Annotated in this window: 24 protein-coding genes; 9 read left to right on the plus strand and 15 right to left on the minus strand. The window is 72.4% G+C overall.

From position 1 onward, the window contains the following. Positions 1–11: 11 nt before the first annotated feature. The 3 genes from LXN57_RS00450 to LXN57_RS00460 are packed head-to-tail and all read right to left on the minus strand — an operon-like array spanning position 12 to position 6,748. On the minus strand, positions 12–2,645 hold the full coding sequence (locus tag LXN57_RS00450; protein WP_251796053.1) for a glycoside hydrolase family 2 TIM barrel-domain containing protein: 2,634 nt from the start codon (positions 2,643–2,645) through the stop codon (positions 12–14). After that, complete coding sequence (locus tag LXN57_RS00455; RefSeq protein WP_251796054.1) at positions 2,642–4,768, minus strand: glycosyl hydrolase family 95 catalytic domain-containing protein; 2,127 nt, start codon at positions 4,766–4,768, stop codon at positions 2,642–2,644. The genes LXN57_RS00450 and LXN57_RS00455 overlap by 4 nt, the downstream gene beginning before the upstream one ends. A gap of 9 nt (positions 4,769–4,777) precedes the next feature. Next, positions 4,778–6,748 carry an ABC transporter ATP-binding protein gene (locus LXN57_RS00460; protein WP_438872815.1) on the minus strand — a complete coding sequence of 657 codons (1,971 nt, stop codon included), beginning with the start codon at positions 6,746–6,748 and terminating at the stop codon, positions 4,778–4,780. 287 nt (positions 6,749–7,035) lie between these two features. On the opposite strand from LXN57_RS00460, the gene LXN57_RS00465 reads away from it, so the two are divergent. After that, positions 7,036–7,638, plus strand: a complete 603-nt coding sequence (locus tag LXN57_RS00465; protein ID WP_251796056.1) for a GNAT family N-acetyltransferase — start codon at positions 7,036–7,038, stop codon at positions 7,636–7,638. Between the two features lie 15 nt (positions 7,639–7,653). Here the strand turns inward: LXN57_RS00465 and LXN57_RS00470 are convergent, their stop codons facing one another. Next, complete coding sequence (locus LXN57_RS00470) at positions 7,654–8,811, minus strand: alpha/beta hydrolase (protein WP_251796057.1); 1,158 nt, start codon at positions 8,809–8,811, stop codon at positions 7,654–7,656. 37 nt (positions 8,812–8,848) lie between these two features. Further along, complete coding sequence (locus LXN57_RS00475) at positions 8,849–9,364, minus strand: GNAT family N-acetyltransferase (protein ID WP_251796058.1); 516 nt, start codon at positions 9,362–9,364, stop codon at positions 8,849–8,851. Positions 9,365–9,774: 410 nt separating this feature from the next. Between LXN57_RS00475 and LXN57_RS00480 the strand changes: the two genes are divergently transcribed. Both LXN57_RS00480 and LXN57_RS00485 read left to right on the plus strand, forming a co-directional pair. Continuing rightward, complete coding sequence (locus LXN57_RS00480) at positions 9,775–11,226, plus strand: ATP-binding cassette domain-containing protein (protein WP_251796059.1); 1,452 nt, start codon at positions 9,775–9,777, stop codon at positions 11,224–11,226. Between the two features lie 32 nt (positions 11,227–11,258). Continuing rightward, positions 11,259–12,029, plus strand: coding sequence for a DUF3152 domain-containing protein (locus LXN57_RS00485; RefSeq protein ID WP_251796060.1), 771 nt, complete (start codon positions 11,259–11,261; stop codon positions 12,027–12,029). Here LXN57_RS00485 and LXN57_RS00490 read toward each other — a convergent pair. Together LXN57_RS00490 and LXN57_RS00495 are read right to left on the minus strand one after the other, a co-directional pair. Beyond that, positions 12,010–13,371, minus strand: coding sequence for a dihydrolipoyl dehydrogenase family protein (locus LXN57_RS00490; protein WP_251796061.1), 1,362 nt, complete (start codon positions 13,369–13,371; stop codon positions 12,010–12,012). The genes LXN57_RS00485 and LXN57_RS00490 overlap by 20 nt on opposite strands. A gap of 113 nt (positions 13,372–13,484) precedes the next feature. Then, the gene (locus LXN57_RS00495) at positions 13,485–13,892 is read right to left on the minus strand and encodes a hypothetical protein (RefSeq protein ID WP_251796062.1); all 408 of its coding nucleotides are present in this window, start codon (positions 13,890–13,892) and stop codon (positions 13,485–13,487) included. Between the two features lie 320 nt (positions 13,893–14,212). On the opposite strand from LXN57_RS00495, the gene def reads away from it, so the two are divergent. Next, positions 14,213–14,746, plus strand: a complete 534-nt coding sequence (def, locus tag LXN57_RS00500) for a peptide deformylase (protein ID WP_251796063.1) — start codon at positions 14,213–14,215, stop codon at positions 14,744–14,746. Here def and LXN57_RS00505 read toward each other — a convergent pair whose 3' ends face one another. Beyond that, positions 14,747–15,343, minus strand: coding sequence for a TetR/AcrR family transcriptional regulator (locus LXN57_RS00505; protein WP_251796064.1), 597 nt, complete (start codon positions 15,341–15,343; stop codon positions 14,747–14,749). It abuts the gene before it with no gap. Between the two features lie 30 nt (positions 15,344–15,373). Next, positions 15,374–16,468, minus strand: coding sequence for an aldo/keto reductase (locus LXN57_RS00510; RefSeq protein ID WP_251796065.1), 1,095 nt, complete (start codon positions 16,466–16,468; stop codon positions 15,374–15,376). Positions 16,469–16,530: 62 nt separating this feature from the next. Between LXN57_RS00510 and LXN57_RS47800 the strand changes: the two genes are divergently transcribed. Then, entirely contained in the window at positions 16,531–16,659 is a 129-nt protein-coding gene (locus LXN57_RS47800) for a hypothetical protein (RefSeq protein ID WP_285904578.1), read from the plus strand. 3 nt (positions 16,660–16,662) lie between these two features. Here LXN57_RS47800 and LXN57_RS00515 read toward each other — a convergent pair whose 3' ends face one another. The 4 genes from LXN57_RS00515 to LXN57_RS00530 form a co-directional block, all read right to left on the minus strand. Then, positions 16,663–17,925 carry an alpha/beta fold hydrolase gene (locus LXN57_RS00515; RefSeq protein WP_251796066.1) on the minus strand — a complete coding sequence of 421 codons (1,263 nt, stop codon included), beginning with the start codon at positions 17,923–17,925 and terminating at the stop codon, positions 16,663–16,665. Between the two features lie 9 nt (positions 17,926–17,934). Continuing rightward, positions 17,935–18,657, minus strand: a complete 723-nt coding sequence (locus tag LXN57_RS00520; protein ID WP_251796067.1) for a GNAT family N-acetyltransferase — start codon at positions 18,655–18,657, stop codon at positions 17,935–17,937. 69 nt (positions 18,658–18,726) lie between these two features. Continuing rightward, positions 18,727–19,749 carry an alanine racemase gene (locus LXN57_RS00525; protein ID WP_285904579.1) on the minus strand — a complete coding sequence of 341 codons (1,023 nt, stop codon included), beginning with the start codon at positions 19,747–19,749 and terminating at the stop codon, positions 18,727–18,729. A gap of 60 nt (positions 19,750–19,809) precedes the next feature. Further along, the gene (locus LXN57_RS00530) at positions 19,810–20,199 is read right to left on the minus strand and encodes a YbaB/EbfC family nucleoid-associated protein (protein WP_251796068.1); all 390 of its coding nucleotides are present in this window, start codon (positions 20,197–20,199) and stop codon (positions 19,810–19,812) included. 34 nt (positions 20,200–20,233) lie between these two features. Between LXN57_RS00530 and LXN57_RS00535 the strand changes: the two genes are divergently transcribed. The 3 genes from LXN57_RS00535 to LXN57_RS00545 are packed head-to-tail and all read left to right on the plus strand — an operon-like array spanning position 20,234 to position 21,913. Then, a complete protein-coding gene (locus LXN57_RS00535; RefSeq protein WP_251796069.1) occupies positions 20,234–20,809 on the plus strand; it encodes a hypothetical protein in 576 nt (191 codons plus the stop codon). Positions 20,810–20,813: 4 nt separating this feature from the next. After that, the gene (locus LXN57_RS00540; protein WP_251796070.1) at positions 20,814–21,125 is read left to right on the plus strand and encodes a hypothetical protein; all 312 of its coding nucleotides are present in this window, start codon (positions 20,814–20,816) and stop codon (positions 21,123–21,125) included. Beyond that, on the plus strand, positions 21,122–21,913 hold the full coding sequence (locus LXN57_RS00545; RefSeq protein ID WP_251796071.1) for a WXG100 family type VII secretion target: 792 nt from the start codon (positions 21,122–21,124) through the stop codon (positions 21,911–21,913). The genes LXN57_RS00540 and LXN57_RS00545 overlap by 4 nt, the downstream gene beginning before the upstream one ends. On the opposite strand, the gene LXN57_RS00550 is transcribed toward LXN57_RS00545, so the two are convergent. Together LXN57_RS00550 and LXN57_RS00555 are read right to left on the minus strand one after the other, a co-directional pair. Further along, entirely contained in the window at positions 21,910–22,554 is a 645-nt protein-coding gene (locus LXN57_RS00550) for a biliverdin-producing heme oxygenase (RefSeq protein ID WP_251796072.1), read from the minus strand. The genes LXN57_RS00545 and LXN57_RS00550 overlap by 4 nt on opposite strands. Before the next feature lie 130 nt (positions 22,555–22,684). Continuing rightward, positions 22,685–23,272, minus strand: coding sequence for a PepSY domain-containing protein (locus tag LXN57_RS00555; RefSeq protein WP_251796073.1), 588 nt, complete (start codon positions 23,270–23,272; stop codon positions 22,685–22,687). Positions 23,273–23,605: 333 nt separating this feature from the next. Between LXN57_RS00555 and LXN57_RS00560 the strand changes: the two genes are divergently transcribed. After that, a complete protein-coding gene (locus LXN57_RS00560; protein WP_438872816.1) occupies positions 23,606–25,552 on the plus strand; it encodes a methyl-accepting chemotaxis protein in 1,947 nt (648 codons plus the stop codon). Positions 25,553–25,562: the final 10 nt, after the last annotated feature.

Here is a 25,562-nt window from a genome sequence, read left to right on the forward strand (position 1 = left end):
CGAGGCCGGGTTCAGTCGACGGTGAAGACGAATCCGAGGCGTACGCGGGACGCCCGGTACTGGGCCGATGGGCGCACGGCGGGCCCGCAACTGGCCGAACCGAGGCCGGTCACCCCGGCCGCGAGGTGCACCCAGAGCACGTCGCCCTCCGTCAGTTCATCCGCGTGGCGTGCGGTCTCCAGAGCGGTGGCCGACCACGGGCGGACGGCGGCATTGAACGGCTCGTCGCCGTCGATGCGGAGGGTTCCGGACGGGCTCCGCAGTCTCAACCACGAGACGTCGGAACGGTTGCCGTTCTCCTGCGGGACCACGTACGGGGTCTGCGCCTCCCGCACGGTCAGGCGGTGCTGTCCGTGCCAGACCGCGGCCCGCGAGTCGGGGTAGGACTCGCCCGGCCCGAGTCCCAGCCACTCGAAGACCGTCGAGCCGGGATCGGGTGTGCGCAACGCCAGCGCCACGCCGAGGCGGGGCAGCGGGAGCCGCCACTCCCCCAGGCGCTCGATGTCGACCTCCAGGCGGAGCGCGTTGCCGTGCTCGGACCAGCGGTAGTCGACCTCGAAGCCGCTGTCGAGGCCGGCCGGGAGGTGGCGACGGCCGTCGGCCGACGGCAGGAGGCGGTCGAGGCCGGCGGCCCGCCACTGGTTCTCCAGGGACACCGTGGCGTCCCAGCCGGGGAAACGGTCGTTCTCGGTGGGCGCCCGCCAGGTGTCGAGGGTGAGTCCGGCCAGCGGGAACGGGCCCAGTTGGTCGGGCCGGGTGGCCGGCCGGCCGGTCTCCACCACCGCGGCGACGGCCGAGGAGGTGCGCTGAACCCGGGACAGCACACGGCCGTCCAGGGTGGCGGTGATGTCGAGGGGTTGCGCGGGGTGATGGACGCGGTGCGACGACAGCGGAGCAATCGGGGGGACGTCGAGGATCTCGCCGGAGGCGTGGGCGAAGACGACGTCCTCGGTGGCGGTGAAGCTCCACCTGTTCTCGATGACCAGGTCGGGGCCGTCGAGGGTCAGGCGTACGGGGGTGATCACGGCGGCGTACTCGAGCAGGCCGGGCGACGGCGTACGGTCCGGGAGGAGCAGCCCGTCGACGACGAACGAGCCGTCGTGGATCGGCTCGCCGAAGTCGCCGCCGTAGCGGTAGGAGCCGTCGCGCAGCAGGGCGTGGTCGGCCCACTCCCAGATGAAGCCGCCGGCCAGCCGCGGGTACGCGTCGATGACGGCCTCGTAGTCGGCCAGCCCGCCCGGCCCGTTGCCCATGGCGTGCCCGTACTCACACATGATCATCGGCAGGCCGCGACGCCGGCGGTCGCGCGCCGGGTCGGCCAGGGCGGGCTCTGCGTGCCGGCCGATGGCCTCCAGCTTGTCGTAGGTGGGATACATCCGGCTGTAGACGTCGACGCTCTCGCATTCCTCGTCGGCCTCGTAGTGGATCGGCCGGGTCGTGTCGCGCTCCCGGGCCCAGCGGGCGTTCGCGGCCAGATTGCGGCCCCAGCCCGCCTCGTTGCCGAGCGACCACATCACGACGCTGGGGGCGTTCTTGTCGCGTTCGACCATCCGCCGCATGCGATCGAGGTAGACGCCGGCCCAGTCCGGGTCGTCGGACGGGTTGCCGCGCCAGCCGACCGGCTGGAAGCCGTGCGTCTCGAGGTCGCACTCGTCGATCACGTAGAGCCCGTGGCGGTCGCACAGCGACAGGAAGTACGGGTCGGGCGGGTAGTGGCTCGTCCGTACGGCGTTGATGTTGTGCTGCTTCATCAGCGCGACGTCGTGCTCCATGCGTTCGCGGGAGACGGCCCGGCCCGTACGGGCGTCGATGTCGTGCCGGTTGACGCCGCGGAACACCAGCGGCTTCCCGTTGAGCAGCAGCCGGTCGCCGTCGACGCGCACGGTCCGGAAGCCGATGTCGAGCGAGACCGTCTCGGCGGCGGTGCTCACCTGCAGCCGGTACAGCGCGGGCTTCTCGGCCGACCAGGGCTGCACGTCTTCGGGCCGCGACCAGGAAACCGGAACCGGCGCCGTGACCTCCAGCGAGCCGTCCGTGCCGGCGACCACCCACAGGTCGTCGATGCCGCCCTCGGGCCGGTGCAGCAGCGCGACCGAGCGGAAGATGCCGGACAGCCACCACTGGTCCTGGTCCTCGACGTAGCTGCCGAAACTCCACTGGTGGACCCGCACGGCCAGCACGTCGTCGCCGCCGGTCAGGTGCCCGGTCACGTCGAACTCGACGGTCAGCCGGCTGCCCGAGGCCCGTCCGACCTCAGCGCCGTTGACCCACACCTGGAACCACGAGTCGACACCGTCGAAGCGCAGCAACACGCGGCCGCCGCGCCAATCCGCCGGCCGGCGGATCATCCGCCGGTACTCCCCGGTCGGGTTCTGCGCGGGCACGTGCGGCGGATCGACCGGGAAGGGAAAGCGGACATTGGTGTACGCCGGGGAGCCGTAGCCGTGCAACTGCCAGTGCGACGGAACCGGCAGCGTGTCCCACGACAGGCCGGGGTCGGCCGGGTCCTTGCCGGTGTCGGCGGTGGGCGACCAGAAGAACTGCCACCGGGCGTCCAGCGGCAGAACCCCCGCCGTCGAGCGCAGCCGCGCCCGGGGCGGCAGCGCGCCCACCGGCGGCTCGACGATCTCGAACTGTGACGTCATCTCTCCCCCGAGGTCAGGTCCACGGCCACCCGGCCGCCGTTCACCAGGACGGTGACCGTGGTCCGGGCCTGCGGGCGGCGCGCTCGCAGGGCGAAATCGGTCACCCGCACCCGGCCGTCGACCGTCGTCCAGGCCACGTCGACCGCGACCCCGGGCCGGGCGACCAGCCCGGACACCCGGCCCTCGGGCCACTGCGACGGAACGGCGGGCAACAACTCGATCATGCCGGAGTGGCTCTGCACGAGCATCTCGGCGACCGCGGCGACGTACCCGAGGTTGCCGTCGATCTGGAACGGCGGGTGGGCCGAGAACAGGTTGGGGTAGAGCCCCGCGCGCTCGGCCGTCGCGGGCCGCAGCACCAGGTCGAGCAGCCGGGACACGTGCTCGGGCTGGTGCAGCCGGGCCCGCAGCGCGAGCTTCCAGGCCAGCGACCAGCCGGTCGCCTCGTCGCCACGGGCGTCCAGGCTGCGGGAGACGGCGGCCCGCACCTCGGGATCGGCCGGCGTGTCCCCGGGATACGCGAACACCAGGTGACTGAGGTGCCGGTGGTGCGGCTCGGCCGGCGGCGGACAGCCCGGCCACTCCGCGATGAGCCCGTCGTGCACCGCCGGGGCGGGAATCGCCGGGCGGGCCGCGCGCACCTCGGCGACGACCGGGTCGTCGGCGGGCCCGCGCGCCAGCACCGCGTCGAAGAGCTCGGCGATCAGAACGCTGTCCATCGTGGACGAGGACGCCACCGCCACCGCCTCGCCCGACGGGGACAGATAGTGGTTCTCCGGGGAGGTCGACAGTCCCGTCGGCAGCCAGTCGAGGCAGAACTCGGCGGCGCCGCGCAGGATCGGCCACACCCGGGGGTCGGCCGAGTCGTGGACCAGCCGGCACAGCCACACGCCGCCCAACGGCCAGAACGCCCACGCCGGGTCGGCCCGCCCGCGCCCGACCGGCGAGGTGAACGCCCATGCGTCGGTGTTGTGGTGGGCGGCCCAGCCCCGCGCGCCGTACACCGTACGGGCGGTGGCCCGGCCCTTGTCGGCCAGCGCCGCGAGCAGGTCGAGCACCGGCTCGAGGGTCTCGCCCAGGTCGGCCGTCGTGGCCGCCCAGTAGTTCATCTCGGTGTTGACGTTGAGCGTGTAGTTGGAGCTCCACGGCGGCCGCATCCGGTCGTTCCACAGCCCCTGCAGCGTCGAGGGCAGGCCGCCCGCCGCCGACGAGCTGATCGCCAGGTAGCGGCCGTAGTGGAAGAGCAGCGCGGCCTCCGGATGCGTGGGCAGCTCCAGCGTCGTCCGCCCGAAGATCTTCCCGTACGCCGCGACGTGCCGCCCGGTCAGCTCGGCCACCCCGCGCTCGTGAGCTTGATCGACGCGCTCCTGCGCCTGCCGCCGCGCGTCCTGCTCGTCGCCCCGCGGCTCGCGCCCGATCCCGTCGAAGGTGGTCGCGGTGGCGACGATGAGCTCGAACCGCCGCCCGTCGTGCCGCGCCCGCCCCACGACCGCGCCCCGCAGGGACGTCGAGCCCCAGACCGGTGCCAGGTCCGGCTCGTGCGGCGGCGGCATGTCGCTGGGCAGCCGCACGGTCAGCCAGTCGTCCCCGCCGCCCAGCACCCGCAGCGGCGACGACAGCGACCACGAGACGTCCATCGGCTCCCCCGCCTCGATGACGAGCACGAGCACGCCGTCGGGCTGCGAGACGAAACACCGGTGGACGACGGGATTGCCGTCGAGGCGGTAGCGGACCCGGTGGGTCGCCGTGCCCAGGTCGAGCTCGCGGTGGTAGTCGGTGACGCGGGCGTCGCCGATCGCCACGCGCAGGTCGGCGAAGGGCAGATAGGCCTGGGACCAACCGCCCTGCACCGCGAGCAGCCGCCGGTCGGCCCCGGCCGCGTCGCCGGCGGCCAGCGCTGCCCGCGCCCCGGCCAGGGCCTCGGCGGCGACCACGGGATCGATGTGGCTGTTGGCCGGCTCGCTGGCCGGACTGCCCGACCACGCCGTGCCGTCGTTGAGTTGCAGGTGCTCGCGGCCCGGCGTGCCGTAGACCATGGCCCCCAGCCGCCCGTTGCCGAGCGGGTACGCCTCGAGCCACTCCCGGGCCGGCTCCGGCGACCACAGACGCCGCTCGATCTCCATTCGTCGAGGCTATCGATATCCCGCTGCCTGCAGAGTGAACAGGCCGGCGTAGCGGCCGCCGCGGGCCATCAGATCGGCGTGGGCGCCCTGCTCGACCAGCAGGCCCTCGTGCAGCACGAAGATCTGGTCGGCGTGCTTGACGTTGGCCAGCCGGTGCGTGATGAGGATCGTCGTGCGGTGCCCCTGCCGGCTGCGGATGGCCTGGAACAACGCTTCCTCGGCGCGCGGGTCGAGCGCGGACGAGGGCTCGTCCATGATGAGCAGGTCGGCGTCGCGATAGAAGCCGCGGGCGGCGGTGATCCGCTGCCACTGGCCGCCGGAGAGGTCGTGCCCCTCCTTGAACGTGCGGTCGAGCAGGGTCCGGTAGCCGTGCGGCAGCGACTGGATCGTCTCGTGCGCGGCCGCCCGCAGCGCCGCGCCCTCGATGCGCTCCTGCTCGGCGTCGACGGCCAGGTCACCCATCGCGATGTTGGTGGCCGCGGTGTACGGCCACTTGTGGTGCTCCTGCAGCACGACGGCGATGCGGGCGATCAGGGCGTCGCGGTCCCAGTCGGCGACCGGGCGGCCGTTCCACTCGATCACGCCGTCGGTCGGGGCGCGCAGGGCGGCGATCATCGCGGCCAGGGTCGACTTGCCGGAGCCGTTCTCGCCGACGAAGGCGACGGTCTGCCCAGCCTCGATGGTGAGCGAGACCTGGTCGACGGCCGGGTTGTCGCGATCCGGGTAGCGCAGGCTGACGGCACGGATGTCGAGGCGTTCCAGGGCCGCCGGCTTCGGCTGGTCCTCCCGGTCGGCGCCGGGCATGTACTGCTTGGCGCGTTCTAGGAAGTTGACGTACTCCTTGAAGAACTGGCCGTCGGTGAACATGCCGTCGAGCTGGAACGTGATGGTCGACAGCGCCCGCTGGGCCGCCTGGACGGCGACCACACAGGTCACCGCGGCCGCGAGCGGGATGTGCCCGCCGGCCAGCAGGAAGCCGAGCAGCACCCACACCCCGCCCAGGCCGATGCCGCTGATCACCGCGCCGACGCTGGTGGTCGTGGTGACCCGGCGGGCCAGGGTCAGGTCCTCGGTGGTCTGGGCGCCCATCACCATGTCGTACTGGCCGAGCAGGAAGCCGCGCAGGCCGTACGACCGCAGTTCCGGAGCGGACTCGCGGTCGGCCATCTGGCGTTCCAGCACGAAGCGGCGGCGCCGGCGGACCGAGCCGGCCAGGTAGCTGGAGTACCGCAGGTGGCCGGCGCGCAGGGCGGCGTACCCGTTGGGAACGGTGGCGACGACCAGCGCGAGCAGCAGCAACGGGTTGATGAGGACGACCGCGACGGCCACGGCGGCCAGCCCGACGAAGCCGGCGAGCACGTTCGAGGTGTCGTGGACCAGGCCGTTGGCGGCGTCGCTGCCGCGACTCGCCCGTTCCATGTCGTCGGCGAAGGCGTCGGCGTCGAACGCGTCCAGGCGTACGGCGGTGGTGGCCTCGAACAGGCGGCGCTCGGCGGCCTGGTTGACCCGGGGCGTGAGCCCGTTCTGGGCGTACCCGATCGCGATACCCAGCGCGCCCCGCAGCGCGGTGGCCGCGGCCAGCGCGATCAGTGCGGGCAGGGCCGCGCGCACCCGGTCGGGCGTCGGCCCACCGGCGAACAGCGCGACCAGCAGCTTCTGCGTCGACAACAGCCCGAACGTGGCCATGGCCCCGCTGCCGAGCGTGGCCAGGCCCACCACAGTCGTCCGCATCTTGTCGGCCCGCCAGGCCAGAGCGATCGCCTGGCGTACGAACTGGGGAAGCTCGGCGAAGACGCCGAGCACCCCGGTCTCGGCCCGTCGGCGCACGCCGTGCTCCCACCAGGCGTTGCGTAGTTCCGGCAGCACTGTCTCGTTGGTGACGCTCACAGACACCCCGCTCCTCGTGGGACCCGGCACCCTCCACACTCGCCGAGCGACGGGCTGCTGTCGCCTCCCCGAAAGAGTTAGGCACGTGTCCATCTGACGTGAATCAACTCACCACCGACCGGATCCACTTCCTGCTGCCGGCCGGCGCCGACGACGGCTTCGGCGCCTGACGTTCCCTCAGGCCGCGAGCAGGTCCTCGCGCAGCGCCGCGGCCGGGCGGCGTCGATGACCGCCGGCAGCACCGGATTGGCCTGGTTGCGCCGGATGAAGCGGACGACTTGGTGGTGGCTCTCCTCCTCCAGCTCGGCGAGCTATTGTTCCGGCTTGAACGAAGGGCGGATTCACCTGTGCCGCCCACTGGAATGCCCGTGAAGGTTCCCATGCAGCACCACAATTCGACCGAATCATCCGCGCGTGCCTTCCGGGCCGCCGTCGAGATGCTGGCCACGTCGCGCGGCGGGCGTCCGCGCGGCCGCCGCCCCGCCGCCACCCGGCTCGGCCTGACCGGCGGCGAGGAGCAGCATTTCATGGTGGCCGAGCTCGAGGGCCGCACCTCGACCGGCTCCGTCCCGCACGACCTGGCCCTGGTGCGCCGGCTGGCCAGCGACGAGGCCGGCACGTTCGCCCGGGTCGTCGGCCTGGCCTTCGGGGTTCCGGACGAGGTCGTGGCCCGCGTCTACACGGCCGAGGCGATGGCCAATCCGCAGATCGGGGCGTACGTGGCCGAGACGACCACCGGCCTGGTCGTCGCGGCCGGCGCCGGGCTGCTGACCCCGGGCCATCTGGGCATCGCCAACGTCGGCACCCTGCCCGGGCACCGCGGGCAGGGCTACGGCCGGGTGCTCACCGAGGCGATCCTGCGCCGCGGGCGGGCCGCCGGGGCACACACCGCCTACCTGCACACGAGCGACGACACCGTGCTCTTCTTCGAGCGGCTCGGCTTCACCGCACGCGCCGGCTGGACGATGCTCACCGCCGCTTAGGTGGCGGCCGGACGGTCAGGCCAGGGGCAGGGTCGTGGCGATGGGCCAGGCGACCAGCAGCGAGCCGGTCAGCGCGACCACCCAGGCCGGCGCCGCGCCCGCCCGCAGCACCGCCGACAGGCCCGCCTGGATCACCATCAGCACGCCCAGCAGCGGCACGACCAGCAGGATGAAGCCGGGGGCGACACCGGCCACCGCGGCCGTGGTCAGGACGACCACGGCGAGGACGGCGCCGATCAGGTCGTTGCGCAGGGATCCGCCGGCCAGGCCCAGCACCGCGAATCCGGCCCACAGACCCAGTAGCGCCCACCGGTGGGCCCCTACCGGGACCGCATAGGTGAAGCCGAGGTGCAGCGGCACGGCGATCGTGGCTCCGGCGTAAGCGACGGTCAGCGGCCCCACCCCCAGCCGGGCCACGGCCGGGAATCCCAGTAGCAGGCCGAGCAGCAGCAGGCCGGACGCGACGAGGCGGCGCAACGGGGACGGCAGCGGCTCGTCGCCGGGGCCGAGCCAGTCGGCGGTGAGGCGGTGGGTCGCCGGCGCGTACAGGACGGAGATGTGCTCGACGCCGGGCACGACGAGCGCCCGGCGATCGGGCCGGGCGCCCGCTACCGCTTCGGCGGCGGCCGCCCGGAAACCGGGGAACTCCAGTCCGCCGGTCAGCAGGAGCAGGCGAGCCGGCTGGTCTTTCGGGACGGGCGCCGCGCCGGGCAGTGAGATCGCCACGGTGGCCCCGATCCGCGGGTGTCCCGCCGCGTACGCCGTCACCGCGCCCGCGCCCATCGAGTGGCCGACCAGCGCGAGCCGGCTGCCGTCGACGCCCGGCAGGCCGCGCAGGTGGGTCACCGCCACGTCGAGGTCGTACTGCAGGTCGGTGGGTGACCGCGTGTTCGCCCCGTGCCCGTCCAGGTCGGGCAGCACGACCGTCCAGCCGCGGGCGGCCAGGGTGTCGCCGAACTGGGCCATCAGCCGGGCCGACCCCGCGTAGCCGTGCGCCACCACCACGCCCGGGCCGGGCGGCGACCCGGCCGGGCGCACCACGTCGAGCGGGACGCCGCCGACCACCACGTGCTCTCGTTCCAGACCACCTCCGGCGCGGACCAGCAGCAGACCGCCCGTCAGGGCCAGGACGAGCGCGAGAAGGGGCAGCCACCACCGCCGGATCCGATCCACACCGGACGGTACCGCCCGCCGGTCTCCGCGCACCCGGTCATCCCAGCGTGATCCAGTAGCGCCGGACCGGGCCGTGGCCGGTCTCGATGATGTTCTCGAGGACGCCGCCGTTGCGTTCGATCGTCCGGGCCGACGCCACGTTGCCGGCCAGGCAGGGGATGAGCACCCGATCCAGGCCGAGGGCGGCGCGGGCTTCGACCAGCATCCGGGCCAGGGCCCAGCCGGCGAGCCCGCGTCGTCGCGCCGACGGCCGCACCCCGTACCCGATGTGCCCGAGGTCGGATTCCCAGTGCCGCAGCGCGATGCCGCCGAGCACCCGGCCGTCCTCGACGATCCATCGCGGCGAGCCGTGCCGCTCGGGCGGGCAGGGGGTGCCGCTGGGGTGCGTGTGCCGCAAACGGTTGCCCACCCACACGGCGAACCCGTCAGCGGTTTCCACGTCGTCGTCGGGACCCAGCCCGAAACCGTCCTCGTGCAGACCCGGCCCCCACTCGTGGTGGCAGTCGAGGAAGGCGTCGTGCAAGCGGGTGGTCGGAAGGATCAGCTCAGCCATGCGGCGACGGTAGCCAGGCGTGGACCGCCGGTCGACCGGCCTTTTCGCGGCGTCAGATCCACCGTGCGCGTGTCGGCCGCCTTCCGTTCAGGGAGGCACGGACGGCCTCCGGCACCTCGGCGACGACCCTGTCAGATACTCCGGAGACCGGCCCTGGCACCGATATCGCGCGGGCGCCGTCGACGGCTCTGAGCGCTCGGTGTGATCCCGGGCACACCGGAAAATCGGCGGCGGGTCCGGCCCGCTCCGGGTAGCGTTCCCGCCATGTCGACCGCCTCGATGAGGTTGCGTTCCGGCCGCTGACGGCGGCCGGAGCTCACTGAAACCCAGCTTCTGCACCGCCGTCCTGGTGTCCTCACCGGGCGGTGCGCATCGCGCTGCCCGGCTCCCAGACGAGCCGAGAGCAGACCGTGAAGACTCTTCAATCCCATGTACGGGCCGAAAGCCTGCGCGTCGTGCGGGGCGACCGCGTCGTCCTCGACGGCGTCGACGTGACCGTCTCGACCCGGTCGCGGCTGGCCGTGGTCGGTCCGAACGGCAGCGGCAAGACGACGCTGCTGCACGTCCTGACCGGCCGGATCGCACCGGGCCGGGGCACGGTGCACCGGGCCGGCACGATCGGCGTCGCCGAGCAGGAACTCGCGGCGGGCAACGGGGAAACCGTCGGAACCCTGGTCGCGCGGGCGATCCGGCCCGCGCACCTCGCGCTGGAACGACTCGACGGTGCGCTCCGCACGATCGAGGCGGACCCCACCGCGTACGAAAAGGCCTTGGACGAGGCGACCCGGCTGGACGCCTGGGATGCCGAGCGCCGCGTCGACATCGCACTCGAGGCGCTGGACGCGTGCACCGACCGGGAACGCCGCCTGGACACGCTGTCGGTGGGCCAGCGGTACCGCGTGCGGCTGGCGTGTGTGCTCGGCGCCCGGCCCGACCTGCTGATTCTCGACGAGCCGACCAACCACCTGGACGCGGGCGGCCTGGCCTTCCTCACCGAGCGGCTCCGGCAGCATCCGGGCGGCGTCCTCGTCGTCACGCACGACCGGGCGTTGCTGCGGGACGTCGCCGAGGAGTTCCTCGACCTCGACCCGGCGCCGGACGGGCGGCCCCGCCTCTATGCGGGCGGTTACCGCGGCTGGCAGGTGGGACGGGCTCGGGAGCGGCAGCGCTGGGAGCAGGAGTACGAGTCCCAGGTGGCCGAGCACCGGCGGCTGAGCGAAGCGGTCGACGAGGCCCGGGGCCGGCTCAGCACGGGCTGGCGGCCGGACAAGGGCGTCGGCAGGCACAAGCGGCAGAGCCGGGCGCCGGGGATCGTGCAGGCGTTGCGCCGCCGTCAGGAGGCCCTCGACGCGCACCGGATCACGCTGCCGCCGCCACCGCGGCCGCTCCGCTTCCCGCCGAGCGACACCCGGGCCGGGGCGCTGCTGATCGACGCCCCGGACGTCATGGTGCCGGGCCGGTTGCGGTCGCCGGTGACCGTACGGCTGGCCGGCGGGGAGCGGCTGCTGGTGACCGGGCCGAACGGGGCGGGCAAGTCGACGCTCCTCGCCGCACTGGCGGCTGTGGACGGCGCGCGGGTCGGCTACCTGCCTCAGGAGGCGCCCACCGACGGCGCCCGGATATCGCCCGGACAGGTGCGGCGACGGCAGCTCGAGGAGATCCTCGCCACCCGGCCCGACGTGCTGATTCTCGACGAACCGACGAACCACCTGTCGGCGTCGGTCGTTGACGAGTTGACCGCGGCGTTGCGCGACACCCCGATGGCGGTGGTCGTCGCGACCCACGATCGGCAGATGCTGGCCGACCTCGCGACCTGGCCGCGGTTGGTGATCAATTCCTCAGAGGTGCAACCCGAGCCGTAGGCCGCATCGTCATGGGGTGCGGAGGGCTCTTGATGATGCGCATTTACCGCTGGGCCGTGGCGGTGCTCGTGACGGGCACCCTCGCCGCCTGCGACTCGGCAGCGACCGAACCGCCACCGGTCGCACCGGAGCAGCCGGCGGCGTCCGTCCCGGCGCGCGTGGTCGCGCCCTCCCGGTCCGCGCCCCGGCCCAAGCCGATCGCCTACCCCGAGCGGGGCGCCGGCCGGTGGCGGTTCGCCCCGGCCGGCACGGCGACGGCCGGCCGGGGCGGGCGACTGCTGCGCTACCGCGTGGCCGTCGAACAGGGCATCACCGGCGTGCCCGCGGTCACCTTCGCCGCGGCCGCCGAGGCCACCCTGGCCGACCCCCGCGGCTGGATCCGCGGCCGCCAGTGGCGGTTCCGCCGGGTGGGTCCGGGCCAGCCGTACGACATGACGCTCTACCTGGCCACGCCGATCACCCGCGACAGGCTCTGCGACGACGTGCCCGAGGGCTACACCTCGTGCCGCAACGGCGACAAGGTCGTGCTGAACGTGGCCCGCTGGGCCCGGGGCGTGCCGTTCTACCGGGGCGAACTGGCGGCGTACCGGCAGTACATGGTGAACCACGAGGTCGGGCACCGGCTGGGGCACGGCCATGAACGCTGCCCCGCGAAGGGTGACCCGGCGCCGGTGATGCAGCAGCAGACCCTCGGCATGCACGGCTGCACCATCAACCCGTGGCCCTACCCGGACGGCGCCCTCTGGCGGGGACCGTCCGGGCAGTACGACGACGAGCCGCCGGTCAGATCCCGTACTCGTTGAAGAAGTAGAGCCAGAGCTCGCTGCGGGTCGGGAACGACGGGATGGCGTGCCGCAGCCGGGTGACCGGCACCTCGCCCACGATGGCGACGGTGGCGGCCTGCAGGAACTCGGCCACCGCGGTGCCGGTGACGGTGACGCCGACGAGCACCTGGCGATCCTCGTCGACCAGGAAGCGGGCGGTGCCGGCGCCGCCACCCGAGTAGGAGCCACCCGCGTTGGCCTCGGTGCCGACGTCGACCACGCGTACCCGCAGACCGGCCCGCCCGGCCGACGCCATGGTGTGCCCGACGGCGGCGACCTGCGGCGACGTGAAGATGACACGCGGCGAGCCCGGCCCGTCGGCCAGGTGGTCGGCCACCATCGGCCGGCCCAGGATCTCGCCGGACGCGATCGCCGCCTGATACTTCGCCATGTGCGTGAACAGGGCCCGCCCGTTGAGGTCGCCGATCACGTACAGCCAGTCCTGCCCCGGCACCCGCATGTGCGCGTCGACCTCGACGTACCCCTCCGGCTTGACTCCCACCACCTCGAGGCCCAGGTCAACCGCTTGCGGCGTACGACCGGTGGCGACCAGAAGCTCGTCCGCGCTCACCGTGCTGCCGTCGCCCAGCGTCACCGTCACCCCCGAGGCGTCCCGCCGCGCGGCGGTGGGCCGCTGCCCGAGCCGGACGTCGACCCCCTGCTCGACCAGCCGCGCCGCCACCTGCTCGCCCGCGAAGTCCTCCTCCTTGGGCAGCACCCGCCGCCCGGCCACCAGCGTGACCCGGGCGCCGAGGGACACGTACGCCTGAGCCATCTCCGACCCCACGACGCCCGCCCCCACAATGATCAGCGAGGCCGGCACCCGCTCCGCCGTGGTCGCCTCCCGGTTGGTCCAGGGCGCGACGGCATCGATCCCCTCGATATCCGGCAGCGCGGCCCGGGTGCCTCCCGCCAGGATGACCGCCCGGCGCGCCTCGAGCACCTCGTCACCCACCGCAACCTGGCGCTCCCCCACGAGCCGCCCCCAGCCCCGCACCAGCGTGACACCCCGGTCGGTGAGCCACGGCACCTGCCCCGAGTCGTCCAGGTGCCCGATCAACTCGTCCCGGCGCCCCAGCACGGCCGCCACGTCGAGCCCGCCGGTGACCGCCTCCGCCGCCCCCGGCACGTGCCGGACCTCTTCGAGCAACTCCCCCGGCCGGAGAAGCGCCTTCGACGGGATGCAGGCGTAGAACGAACACTCCCCGCCGACCTTGTCCCCTTCCACGACCGCCACGCTCAGCCCGGCCTCAGCCAGCTTCCCCGCCGCAACCTCACCACCGGGTCCGGCCCCGACCACAACAACGTCAAAACTCTGCATGCCCCCAATGATCGACCCCCCGCTCCCGCCCTGACACCCGGTCTGCCCGTGGTCCCCGACACCAGGCGCTGTCGCCGCCCACCTCCTCCTCGCCTTCCGCCTCGCGTTCCAGGTCAGGCTGTGACGTGATGCAACCGGCTCACCAGCGCGGCGAGCTGATCGGGGGCCTCCAGGTGCGCCAGGTGCGCCTGCCCTGCCAGCTGATGCACGACGGCGCGCGGAGTGCGGCGGGCCACGTCGTCGAACGTGGTTCCGTACGGTGCTCGTCCGCGGTTGCGTTCACCCACGATCAGGTCGATCCGGGCGGCTTGTCGCGCGAACTCCTGCGGTTGCGGAGCGTCGTTGACCGACCGGGTCTCGTGGTAGATCGGCGAGCTGACCTTACGCAGGCCGTCCCAGAGCGCGGTGTCGGATCGCAGCGAATCGATGATCGGGCCGGGCATGCCGGTGACTTGCCCGAGCGCGACCGCGACGCTGAGCGCCAGCCGGCCCGTCTCGTAGCGCCACGATCTGCGTCGCACGAGCGGGTGAGGCTAGGGCTGGGGCACCCGGGGGAAGAGGCGGCGGGCGGCTTCGCGGCTGCGTGGGGAGCGGCGGGCTGTCAACCGGGTCGCATGGCGGTGGCGCAGGGCCGGGGCACAGCGGGCGGTGGCCGTCGGGCGACGGGCGTCGCGGGGCGGCCACCCGTGGGGGTTCATCAGTGCACCTGCTTCCGTACGGGGACACGCAAGTTGACCGGGTGACGGGGTGACCGCGGCGGCGGATCTCACAGGGTGAACACCTGGGGGCGAAAACCGGCGCAACGGCTGACTTCGCTACCGTCGTCAGGGGGAGGTGCCACATGACCGTGATGGACATCCGGAAGGTCGGCGACCCGGTGCTGCGTCAGGTCGCCGAGCCGGTCACCGTGTTCGACGCGGAGCTGCACAGGCTCGTCGACGACCTCGGCGAGACCCTCGCCCAATCGCGCGGGGCCGGGCTGGCCGCTCCGCAGATCGGGGTCGGGCTGCGGGTTTTCGCCATCAACCCCGACCTGCCGGGCAACGACCTGGGGCTCGACCACCTCATCAACCCGGGCCTCGAGTTCCCCGACGACGAGGAGCAGTACGGCCCCGAGGGCTGCCTGTCGATCCCCGGCATCTATCTGGACACCAGGCGCCGCCTCAACGTGGTTGCCCGCGGGCTGACCAAGCACGGCGACCCGGTGCAGATCGTGGGCGCCGGCCTGCTGGCCCGGTGCGTCCAGCACGAGACCGACCACCTCGACGGGGTGCTCTTCATCGACCGTCAGGACGCCGACGGTCAGGAACGCCTCCTGGCCACCCTGCGCGAGGCAGCCTGGGCCGGCACGCGCCTACAGGTCAGCCCGCACTGATCAGGCGCGCAGGGCGGCGGCCGCCTGATCGATGGCCGCCTCCAGGTGGTCGATCCGCTTCGTCGTGATCATCAGGAGGATGCCGCCCTGGAGGCCGGCCAGCAGAGCGGCGCCGGCCTTCTCGACGTCGACGTGCGCGGCGACGTAGCCGGTGGCCTGGAGGCGGCGCAGACCCTCGATCAGCACCGCCTGCCAGTCCGCCATGAAGGCGACCATGACGGCCTGCGCCTCGGGCATGCGGCGGCTCGCATCGGCGTTGAGCAGGCCGAGGAGTGGGCACCGCAGGCCACGGTCGTGATACCAGGCCACCATGTCGTCGCGCCAGCGCTGCCAGCCGGCCCACGAGTCGAACCGGCGGAACGCCGCGGTCTGTTCCCGCAGCGCCTGTTCGGTCTCGTGCCGCGCGACGGCCAGGACCAGCTCTTCGCGCCCGCCGGGGAAGTAGTGGAACAGCTGACCCTTGCTGGTGGCCGTGCGCGCCATGATGTCCTCGAGCCGCATCTCTTCGACGCCGCTCTCGAGGATCTCGGCCGAGGCGCCGAGCACGATCCGCCGGCGGGTCTGTTCCCCCTTGCGGGTCAGCGTCCGCGTCGCCATGGAGGCCTCCTCGAGATGGTGAGCCCGTGCTCAGGAACCGGCGCCGTTGAGGACCGGGGGCGCGTAGCCGGCCGGCTTGTCACCGATGCTCAGCCCCGGACTGACCACCATAGCCTGGTACTCCGGGGTGAACATCGAGTACAGCTGCGGCGTCCGGGGCGCGCTGGCCTCGTCGAGCCGGCGCCGGGCGTCGGCCGGAATCTCGAAGTCGAGAGCGGCCAGGTTCCCCGCCAACTGCTTCTCGCTGCTGGCGCCGGCCACGGCCGAAGCGACCCCAGGCTGGGTGACCACCCAGTTCAGCGCCACCTGGGCCATGGGCCGCCCGAGCCCCTCGGCGACCTCCTCGAGCGCTCCGACGATCCGCCACGTGTTGTCGTCGATCTTCGGAGCGGCGACGCCGGGGTCGCCCAACCGGCCTTCGCCGACCACCCCCTGGCCGGCCCGCTGGTATTTGCCGGTGAGGATGCCGCCGCCCAGCGGACTCCACGCCGTGAGGCCGATGCCCAGATTCTGGGCCATCGGCGCGTACTCGTGCTCGACGTCACGCATCGTCAGCCCGTACGGAAGTTGCAGGGTGACCATCGGCGTCAGCGCGTGCGCCTCGGCATAGCTCTGCGCGCGGGCGGCGTACCAGGCCGGAACGTCCGACAGCCCGGCGTAGCGGATCTTGCCGGCGCGGACGAGGTCGTCGAAGGTCCGCACGACCTCCTCGACGGGGGTGATCCGGTCCCAGGTGTGCAGCAGGTAGAGGTCGAGGTGGTCGGTGCCGAGCCGCTTCAGCGACGCCTCGACCGCGCGGATCATGTGCTTGCGCCCGTTGCCGCTGGCGTTGGGGTCGCTCGGGTCCACGCTGTTGGTGTATTTACTGGTCAGCACGAGCCGATCCCGGTTGCCGGCCCGGGCGATCAGCCGGCCGAGTATCCGCTCGCTCTCGCCCGCGGTGTAGAAATCGGCGGTGTCGATGAAGTTCCCGCCCGACTCCACGTACCGGCGGAAGATCGGCTCGGACTCCTCCTCCGTTTTCCCGTACGCCGCGTGCCATCCACCGGTGCCGAAGTTCATGGTGCCCAGGGCGAGGCGGCTGACCCGCAGACCCGACCGGCCCAGAAGGTAGTAGTGGTTCATGCCGGCAACTGTGACCGCGCAAAAATGGACCCGCCAGTCCAATTCATCCGGCCGGAAACCACATGCCAGCCAGGAAAGTAGGTCGCAACGCGCTGCTGGGCGTACGTGGCGCCCTGGCCATCGCGGCCTGCAACAGGATCGTGGCGCGTGCCGGTCCGTCCGTGCTGCCCGATCCGGCCCTCTCGGACTGAGGCTCAGGCCAGGCCGGCGGCCATGTCCATGAGGCGGCCCAGCACCGCTTCGCCGCCGGTGCGCACGCCGTCGTGCTCGTACTCGTTGGTGATCCACGTGCGGACGTTGCCGACCGCGGCCGCCGTCTCGAGTGAGAGCCCCATGTCCACGTACATGTCGTCGGCGTAGACCGCGGCGACGACCGGGACCTCGTTGGCCGCGAGCTGCCCCAGATCGTAGAGCGGCGGCCAGTCGCCGGCCCCGGCCAGCAGATCGGCGGCGCCGGCGAAGGGGCGCAGGGCGGCGATCTGCTCGAACATCCAGGGGTACATCATCTCGCCGGTGAACAGCAGCGGGTCGGCGTCGGCGGCGAACTCGGGCCGCTGCGCCAGCGCCCGGGCCGCCGCCCAGCCGGTCGGCGAGCCGCCCGCGCCGCCGTAGCAGTATTCCTGCAGCGCGAACAGCGGCTTGTCGACGAAGCCGGTGAGCGCCAGCACCTCGTGCAGGAACGTCGCCGACAACCGGTCGCCGTGCCAGGCCTCGTCGAGCAGCCAGTGCACCTGCGCGTAGCCGTAGCTCATGCCGAAGACGTTGCCGATCGACCGGAACCGTTCGGCGGTCAGCCGATCGCCGTCGGGCAGGCGCACGTCCTCCGCCGTCAGGTGGTCGGCGATGCGGCGCACGGCAGCCACATCGCCGGGGAACTGCCGATAGAAGGCGGCGTTCTTGGCGGCCACCCGCGGGTAGGTGCGCGCGTAGACGTCGTCAGCCGTGGCCGTGAGCCCCGGCAAGCCGCCCGTGACATAGCACGTACGCAACGCCGAAGGCGCCTGCGACAGGTAGGTCATCGTCACGAAGCCGCCGTAGCTCTGCCCCAGCGTGTCCCACCGCTCGCCCCCGGCGAGCCGCGCCCGCAGCACCTCGGCGTCGGCCACGATGCTGTCGGCCCGGAACAGCCGCAGATAGTCGGCCAGCTCCTTCGCCGAGCGGTCACCCACCGACCCGGCCGTCAGGGGCGTGCTGCGCCCGGTGCCGCGCTGGTCGAGCAGCAGCACCCGGTGGCTCCGCACGGCCCGTGCCAGCCACCCCTCGGCCCGCAGCGGACGCGGCGACTTGCCACCCGGCCCGCCCTGCAGGAACACCAGCCAGGGCAGCCCCTCGCCGGATCTGTCGGCCGCGACGACCGCACGGGCGAAGACCTCGATCGTCTCGCCGCCCGGATCACGGTGGTCGAGCGGCACGGTCACGGTGTGGTCGGCGAAACGCAACCCCGGATGCGCAATCATGGCTAGACCCTAAAGGCGGCGTCTGACAAAAAGCACGCTGTCGGCACGGCCCCCGCCCGGAGCGGGCAACATGCCGATCTGGCGCGCCTCCACCTCGAAACCGGCCCGTTGCAGCGTTCGCTGCGAGGCGATGTTGTCGGCCGCCGTGCCCGCGACCACCCGCTGCAGCCGCACGTCGTTGAGCGCCCACCTCGTGACCAGCTCGACCGCCCGCCGCGCGTACCCGCGGCCGCGGAACGCCGGCAGGACTCCGTAGCCGAGCATGCCCTCGCGGTGGTGCGGCTGGAAGTAATACAGCGCGATCTGCCCGGCGAACGACCCGCTGCGCGCGTCGACGATGCTCATGGCGGCCACCTCCCCGGCCAGCCAACGACCTTCCGCGTACGCGAAAAGACGCTCGACCTCGGCCCGGGGCGGCGCCTCGGGCGGCACCGAGGTCGCCACCACCTCCGGCAGGCTGCGCAGCTGGTACCAGCCCTCCAGATCCTCCGGCCGCAGCGGCCGAACCCGGATCACCCCGTCGGTGAGCTCGCCGCCCGGCAGGTCGGGCAGCACCCGCGGCGCCGGCCCCTCGGGGTCGTCGGCCAGCCGCGCCCAGACCGTCATGTCCTGCCGGTCGGGCCCCGCACCCCGGGCTATCCCTTCCCGGCGGTATCCCAGGGCGATCACGTCCCGCTGGGCGGCGGGGTCGTCGAGCGGGAGGCGGATCTCGGAGCGGTACGGCGTGGTCACCCCGACAAATTACTGCGGTCCGGACCAGTCGGTGACGGCGGCCGCCGCTCGCACTCGGTGCGATCCCACTCAGGTGTTGGCGCCGCGGGCGGCGACGCGCCACCGGTCGACCTCGCGGCCCTCGGAGACGACGACCAGATCGTCGGCGAGGTTGACGGTGGCACAGACGTGGTTCGGGGCCACGCGTAGCACATCGCCGCGGGCGGGCACAGCGTCCGCGAACTCGATGGTGGCGTGGTGCTCGGAGAGGGCGACCACGCGCGCCGACGGGAAGTCCGGAAGGCGGCCGAAGCCGGTCGCCCAGGCCAGCCGGTCGGCGCCGAGGATCTTGCTGCCGGCGTCGACGATGGCCCGGTTTCCCGTACGGCTGACGACCGTCGCCGCCACGGTCAGGGCCACCGCGTCGAAGTCGCAGGTGCCCAGCTCGACCTGTTGCGCGTCGTTGAAGACGTACACGCCGGGCCGGATCTCGTTGAGCGGCCCGATGCCGGCCAGCCCCGCGGTCGGCGTGGAGCCGCCACTGCGAACCTCGGCGTGCGGATCGGCGTCGACCAGCGCGCGAGCCTCGTCGGACGCCGCCTGCTCCCGGAGGCCGGGCCCGTACCCGTGACCGGGGAAGGTGAAGATGCCGCGCACCCGGTGCCCGGCCTTCGCGGCGGCCTCGGTGAGCGCCGCGGCGCCGTCGGGCTGCACGCCGCTGCGGTGGTGGCCGCTGTCCACCTCGACCAGCACGTCGAGCGGCCCGACGGCCCGGGTCAGGGCGTCCGCGCTCTCGACGGAGTCGATGCCGACGCGCAGGGCGATCCGCTCGCTCAGGGCCCGCAGGCGCCGGGCACGCTCGGGCGAAGGCCAGACCGGGTACGCGATGAAGATGTCCCCAGCCCCGCCGTCCGCGAAGATCTCGGCCTCCCGCACGGTCGCCACCGTCAGTCCGGCCGCACCGAGCTCGATCTGCCGCCGCGCGATCTCCACCGTCTTGTGAGTCTTGGCGTGCGGCCGCAGAGCCAGCCCGCGCTCCCCCGCGCTCGCCGCCATGGCGCGCAGGTTCCGATCCATCACATCGACGTCGACGGCCACGTAAGGGGTCTCCACGTGCTCATGATCGCAGCCCGTAGACCATCCTAGGAACCTAGGCTCAGTCCTGACCGTCCGTCAGCGCAGGTCGGGGCGGCGCATCAGGCGGTCGAGGTCGTCGGTCAGGGCGTCCAGGCGGCGGATGCCGTCGTCGATCGTGTCGCCGGTGGGGCGGGACTCGAGGATCGGGGCCATGATGGCGTCGGTCTGCGTGGCGTAGTCGGCTTGAGCCGCGCTGACGGCGGCCACGATCTCGCCGGTGAGGTCGTCGAGCGGCAGCCCCGCCGCGTCGGGGTCGAGGCGCAGCTCGAGCACCTTGCCGCCGGGGCCGGTGCGGGCCCGGGCGTAACGCTGCGGCGACACGCCCTCGCCGGCCGCGGCGGCCATGTCGGCCTGCATCCGGCTGACCCGGTCGAGCTGTTCCTGGGCGTACGCCGCGAGGTCGGTGAAATCGTGGAACTGCGGCATCGAGGGCCTCCCGCGGACATGCCATTCTGGTGCGATGGCGGTGAAGGACTACACCACGAAGGTCGCGCCCGCGTTCGACGGCCTGCTGGCCGGCGGCGAACGGCTGCTCGCCGCCGCGCCGCTGGTGCAGGACCCCGGCACGACCGAGGACGCCTCGGTGCGCGACGAACTGATCGACCTGCTGGACCCGACCATCCTAGTGGGACTGGGCACGTTTCCCGGCAACGCGGTGCAGCAGGCCGTCTGGGGCCGCGCGGTGATCGGCCCGCCGGGCGCCCAGGGGCGGCTGTTGCACGCGGCCATCGGGGCTGTGACCTCCCCCGCCGTGGCGGTGACCGACCGGCGCCTGCTGATCGTGGAGATCGACGTGGTGCCACGGGCGCACAGCGGCCTGGGTAAGTGGTTCGGTCCGTCCGATCAGGTCGCACGGGAGAGGTACGGGGTGGACAAGGTGGCTATCCTGGGTGCCGTCGCGGCCCCGGCCGGGGCTCTGCGCCGCGGAAGGCTGCTGGCCGGCTTCCGCGACGGGTCGGGCTGCATGCTGGTCTGTTCCCCGCCGAGCCTGGCGCCGGCGGTGGTCGAGGCGATCGGAGCACCCAGGGGGGAATAGCAGCGTGGGACAGCCGGTACAGGTCTATCTGGATTCGCTGTCCAGGTACGCCGCCGCGATGGACGAGCTGAGCGCGTCCTTCGACACCACCCGCCGCCTGCTGGTCGAGGCCGACGTCACGGAGGACAGCTTCGGCCTGCTTCCCGACTCGCGGGACTGCGCCGAGGTCTACGAGCAGCGCACCACCGACGGCCTCGAGACGCTGCGCAACGGCGCCGACGCGTTCGCCGACCTGAGCGACGCGTTCCGCGAGCTGCGCGAGGACTACGAGCGCACCGACCAGGCCGCCGCCGGCCGTCTCGGAGCGGGCAGGTGACCCGGGCCCCCAGCGGCGCCGACCGCATCGAGCAGTGGCTGGGCCCGGCCGGCGAGGCCTATGCGGTCATCAAGCCGATCGTCGCGTTCCTGTCCGACCCGCTCGACTCCGTGACGGGCGACCCCGATCAGTTGCGCGCGAAGGCCGAGGCCTGGCGGGCCGCCGCCACCCAGCTCGAGCAGCACGCCGAGGCCGAGCTGGCCGCCCGCAGGGATCTGTTGTCCTACTGGGAGGGTGACGCGGCCGCCGCCTTCAACCAGGAGCTGACCGAGGTCAACCAGTCGTTCGCCGAGATCGCCGAGCACTTCCGGGTGACCGCCGAGTTGCTCGACGGCTCGGCCGAGGCCGCCGCCCAGGCCCAGCACCTGGTCGAGCAGATCGTCCGCGAGCTGATCGCCTGGCTCATCGTGACGATCATCGTGGCGCTGGCCTCCTCGTTCATCACCGCCGGGGCTTCCCTGGCGGCGGGCGCCGCGGCCGGCGGCATCGAGGCCGCCGTGGCCGGCACCCGCGCCGCCACGGTCGGCATGAAGCTGGCCACCCTGTTGCGCAAGGTCGCCGCGTTCCTCAAGAAGATGAGCGAGTTCGCCAAGGCCTACAAGCTCACCAAGATCCGCAGTGTGGGCGCCAAGAACTGGGTCGGCGCCCGCTACGCCACCAAGGAGGGCTACCAGCTCCTCGCGACCAATTGGGTGATCAAGAAGGCCATCGTGCAGCCCACGCTCGGCCCCTCGATCGACAAGGTCACCGGCGCCGACGCCACGTGGAAGCTGCCGCAGGTCTTCTAGGCTGCGGCCGTCTCGGCCGGGTGCAGGTCGCCCATCTCGACGAAGAGCGCCGCGTTGAGCTTGAACGCGTGCTGCGACTCGGCCAGCAGGTCGTCCAGCGCGGCCGGGGCCAGCACGGACGGCAACAGGTCGAGGCGCTCGCGGTAGGCGGTCTTGTAGGCCTTGGCGTCCGGGATCCCGTCGAAGGTGTAGAACGACACGCCTTCGGCGCCCAGTCCGTACGTACGGGAAACCGACCGGCCCACCATGCGGCCGCCGCTGAGATCGCCCAGGTAGCGGACGTAGTGGTGGGCGATGAAGTGCGCCGGCGAGGTGTGGCAGTGCTCGCGCAGGCGCTCGACGTAGCGCTTGGTGGCCGCCACGGGCTCGACCGCCGCCGCGCCGAGGTGGGCCACGTCGGCCTCGAGCGAGGGCACCCGGGCCAGCACGGGATCGGCGAAGCCGGCTGCGACGGCGTCGGCCCGCATGGACGCGGAGGCGGCCTCGAGCTCGCGGTAGATGTGCAGGTACTGCGCGGTCAGGGCGGCATACCCGGCGTACGGGACCTCGCCGGCCATCAACCGCGAGATGAAGCTGCGGGTCTCGGCTTCGCGGTGCTGGACCATGGTGGCGCGGCGGATCCGGGCGGCGAACTCGTTCAAGGCCCACAACCTTTCGGTACGGATTAGGTAAGCCTCACCTGAACCTCACCGCCAAAGCAAGATCACGAGGGTCTTGACATTCGGGCAGCGGGGCTGCCGAATCCGGCCGCGCCGCCGCCCGGCAACCACATCAGTCGTCGTCGCGGCCGTGGTGGTCGTCATCGTCGTCGTGCCGGTCGTCGTCGCCCCGGCCGCGGTCGTCGTCACGGTCGCGGTCGCGGTCGTGGTCGGTCACGGCGCCGGTCCTGCGGTCGATGTCGAGGTCGTGCTCGACGCCCTTGAAGTAGATCTCGATCTCCCAGACGGCCCGGCCGTGCTCGGTCTCCGCCTCCACCTTCGTCACCCGGCCACCGCCCACGGTGGACAGTGCCTTGGCCCGGGCCTGCTCGGCCGAGATCGAGGCCGCCGCTGTGCCGGCCGCGCTCCCCAGGCCCGACGACGCCGAGCTGCTGCTGGTCCGCGGGCTCGGCGTGACCGACCCCGGCTCGACGGTGACGAACGGCGACGGAGTGGAGTCGTCGTCGAGGTTGCCGTCGCCGCGGAAGTCCTCCGCGGAAGAGGAGGACGAGGACGGTGAGGACGGTGAGGAGGACGCGCTGGGCGAGGCGAACGGCGACGGGGTCGAGCTGTCGTCCCCGCCGGCCGCGAGGGCCGTGCCGGTGAGGCCGATGACAGCCGCGGCTCCGGCAGCGGCGGCGATGACGTACGAGCGCTTCATGATGTTTCCTCCCGGTTGTTTCGTCGTGACACCAGGAGAATGCCGCGTTCTAGGATAGCGGCGCGCCTCAAGATCCCTAAGGCGCGGTTAAGGAATGTCCGGACGGGCCGGTACACGCAGCCGACCTGTCCGAATTCCGAAACGGATGTCCCGATGCAGCGCCCGGGCGGGACCTTCGCCGTCGAAGTGGCTCTATATCTCCTCGTACCGCTCCTTGCCGGTGCCAGGATTTTGTCAGGTGAGGAAGGCCCGTCCACCAGCGGTTTTTCCCCGGCTCCGGTGTCCATGACGCATATGCGTACGGCAGTTACAAGAGAGAGGGGATACCACCCCATGCCTTTGACGACGAGCTCCGCCAACGGGCGGGCCACCGATCACGCGCGGACCGCCCGGCCGGTGTCGGCGCCGGTCGCGACCAAGGCGGCGCGCGGCGGTGACACCGACGCGAACCGGCGCCAGGCCCGTTCGGTGGCGAAGCAACAGCAGGCGGCCGAGCGGATCGCCGCCGCCACCGCCGAGATCTCCGCCCAGAACGCCGAGGCCGCCGAGGCCTCCCGCCAGCTCACCGAGTCGATGCAGCAGATCTCGGCCGGCGCCGAGGAGGCGTCGGGCGCGACTCAGCAGAGTCTCGCCGCGATGAACCAGGTCGAGGAACGGGTCGGGCGCCAGGAACAGACCACCCAGGAGATTGCCCAGCTCAGTCAGGCGCTGCAGAACCTGCTCAACGAGACCCGCTCGGGGATCAACGGTCTGCTGGCGAACGTCGACAGCGCCGCCACCCGCCAGAGCACCTCCGTCGTGACGATCACCGAGCTGGAGAAGCAGGCCGACGAGATCGGCGAGATCGTCAAGACCGTCGCGCACATCGCCGATCAGACGAATCTGCTCGCCCTGAACGCCGCGATCGAGGCGGCGCGAGCGCGTCAGCACGGAAAGGGCTTCGCCGTGGTGGCGGACGAGGTCCGCACTCTTGCCGAGACCAGCGAGCGCAGCGCACGGCAGATCCGGGATCTCATCGACGAGGTACGCGAGGGGGTCACCGCGATCGCTACCGGTGTGCAGCAGTCGGCTGACACGTCGCGCGGTGAGGTGGAGAAGGGTAAGTCCATCACCTCGCAGCTGGAGAGCATCCGGGCCGACATGGGCACGATCATGACGGGCGCCACCGAGATGGCGAACGCGGCGCAGCAGTCACGGCGTTCCGCGGGTGACGCGAAGAGCCTGTCCGAGCAGATCGCGGCGGCGGCGGAACAGCAGTCCGCCGCGTGCGAGGAGTCCCTGCAGACGGTCGGCCAGCAGACCCAGGCGTTGCGGCAGAGCGAGCAGGCCGCGGAGGAGCTCTCCGAGATCTCCGATGGCTTGCGAAGCAGCACCGACATCAGCAAGAGCGCCGAGGAGGTCGCGGCCGCGGCCGAGGAGCTGTCGGCGGCCGTCGAGGAGATCAACCGCGCGGCCACGCAGATCAACACGGCGATCACCCAGATCAATACCGGTGCCCGCACGGCCGCCGAGAAGGGCCAGCAGACGGCTGAGGCGGTCAACCAGATCGAGCAGGGCGCCCAGCTGTCCGCGAGTCGCGGCGGCGCGGCGGTCGAGCGGTCGGACATCATTCTCACGTCGCTCGGCGAGAACAAGTCGGCGGTCGACTCGATGATCGAGGCGATCGGGACGGCGGCCCGGGACGGCATCGAGAACGTCCGCCGGGTCAGCGAGCTCGAGCAGATCTCCCGTCGAATCGACAAGATCGTGGACGCCATCGCGAACGTGTCCATCCAGACCAACATGCTGGCGGTCAACGGGTCGGTCGAGTCGGCGCGGGCCGGCGAGTTCGGCAAGGGCTTCGCAGTGGTCTCCACGGACATCCGCAACCTGGCCCGGGACTCGGCGGACAACGCGGACCGCATCAAGGACCTGGTCAAGGCGGTACAGGACCGGATCGTCGAGGTCCGTGGCGACCTGGAGGAGACCAGCCGGCAGGCGCTTGCCGAGGCGGAGGCGGCGAAGGCCACGACCGCGCGGCTCGAGGAGATCGAGCGGGACATGCAGCAGGTCCGGTCCGGGAACTCCGAGGTGAAGGAGTCGGCTGAGCAGATCGCCGACGTGCTCGGTGAGGTGAAGACCGGCCTCGAGCAGATCTCCACGGCGGCCAGCGAGGCCGAGCAACTGGCCGCGCAGGCTTCGACCGCGGCCCGCGAGCAGGCGCAGGGCGCCGAGGAGCTGGCCGCCGCGGTCGAGGAGATCGCCGCCCTGGCCGACGAGTTGCAGAACGTCGGCTCCTAGGCAAGGGGAT

Origin of the sequence: Paractinoplanes hotanensis (assembly GCF_023717965.1) — a bacterium.
Taxonomy (GTDB): domain Bacteria; phylum Actinomycetota; class Actinomycetes; order Mycobacteriales; family Micromonosporaceae; genus Actinoplanes; species Actinoplanes polyasparticus.

Bases quoted from the DNA above. Each gene is read 5' to 3' on its own strand.
- LXN57_RS00460 (WP_438872815.1), bottom strand. From the start codon at position 6,748: ATGGACACGTGCCTAACTCTTTCGGGGAGGCGACAGCAGCCCGTCGCT.
- LXN57_RS00560 (WP_438872816.1), top strand. From the start codon at position 23,606: ATGCCTTTGACGACGAGCTCCGCCAACGGGCGGGCCACCGATCACGCG.
- LXN57_RS00465 (WP_251796056.1), top strand. From the start codon at position 7,036: ATGCAGCACCACAATTCGACCGAATCATCCGCGCGTGCCTTCCGGGCC.
- LXN57_RS00535 (WP_251796069.1), top strand. From the start codon at position 20,234: ATGGCGGTGAAGGACTACACCACGAAGGTCGCGCCCGCGTTCGACGGC.
- LXN57_RS00505 (WP_251796064.1), bottom strand. From the start codon at position 15,343: ATGGCGACGCGGACGCTGACCCGCAAGGGGGAACAGACCCGCCGGCGG.
- LXN57_RS00555 (WP_251796073.1), bottom strand. From the start codon at position 23,272: ATGAAGCGCTCGTACGTCATCGCCGCCGCTGCCGGAGCCGCGGCTGTC.
- LXN57_RS00510 (WP_251796065.1), bottom strand. From the start codon at position 16,468: ATGAACCACTACTACCTTCTGGGCCGGTCGGGTCTGCGGGTCAGCCGC.
- LXN57_RS00485 (WP_251796060.1), top strand. From the start codon at position 11,259: ATGATGCGCATTTACCGCTGGGCCGTGGCGGTGCTCGTGACGGGCACC.
- LXN57_RS00530 (WP_251796068.1), bottom strand. From the start codon at position 20,199: ATGCCGCAGTTCCACGATTTCACCGACCTCGCGGCGTACGCCCAGGAA.
- LXN57_RS00515 (WP_251796066.1), bottom strand. From the start codon at position 17,925: ATGATTGCGCATCCGGGGTTGCGTTTCGCCGACCACACCGTGACCGTG.
- LXN57_RS47800 (WP_285904578.1), top strand. From the start codon at position 16,531: ATGCCAGCCAGGAAAGTAGGTCGCAACGCGCTGCTGGGCGTACGTGGC.
- def (WP_251796063.1), top strand. From the start codon at position 14,213: ATGACCGTGATGGACATCCGGAAGGTCGGCGACCCGGTGCTGCGTCAG.
- LXN57_RS00475 (WP_251796058.1), bottom strand. From the start codon at position 9,364: ATGGCTGAGCTGATCCTTCCGACCACCCGCTTGCACGACGCCTTCCTC.
- LXN57_RS00450 (WP_251796053.1), bottom strand. From the start codon at position 2,645: ATGACGTCACAGTTCGAGATCGTCGAGCCGCCGGTGGGCGCGCTGCCG.
- LXN57_RS00455 (WP_251796054.1), bottom strand. From the start codon at position 4,768: ATGGAGATCGAGCGGCGTCTGTGGTCGCCGGAGCCGGCCCGGGAGTGG.
- LXN57_RS00490 (WP_251796061.1), bottom strand. From the start codon at position 13,371: ATGCAGAGTTTTGACGTTGTTGTGGTCGGGGCCGGACCCGGTGGTGAG.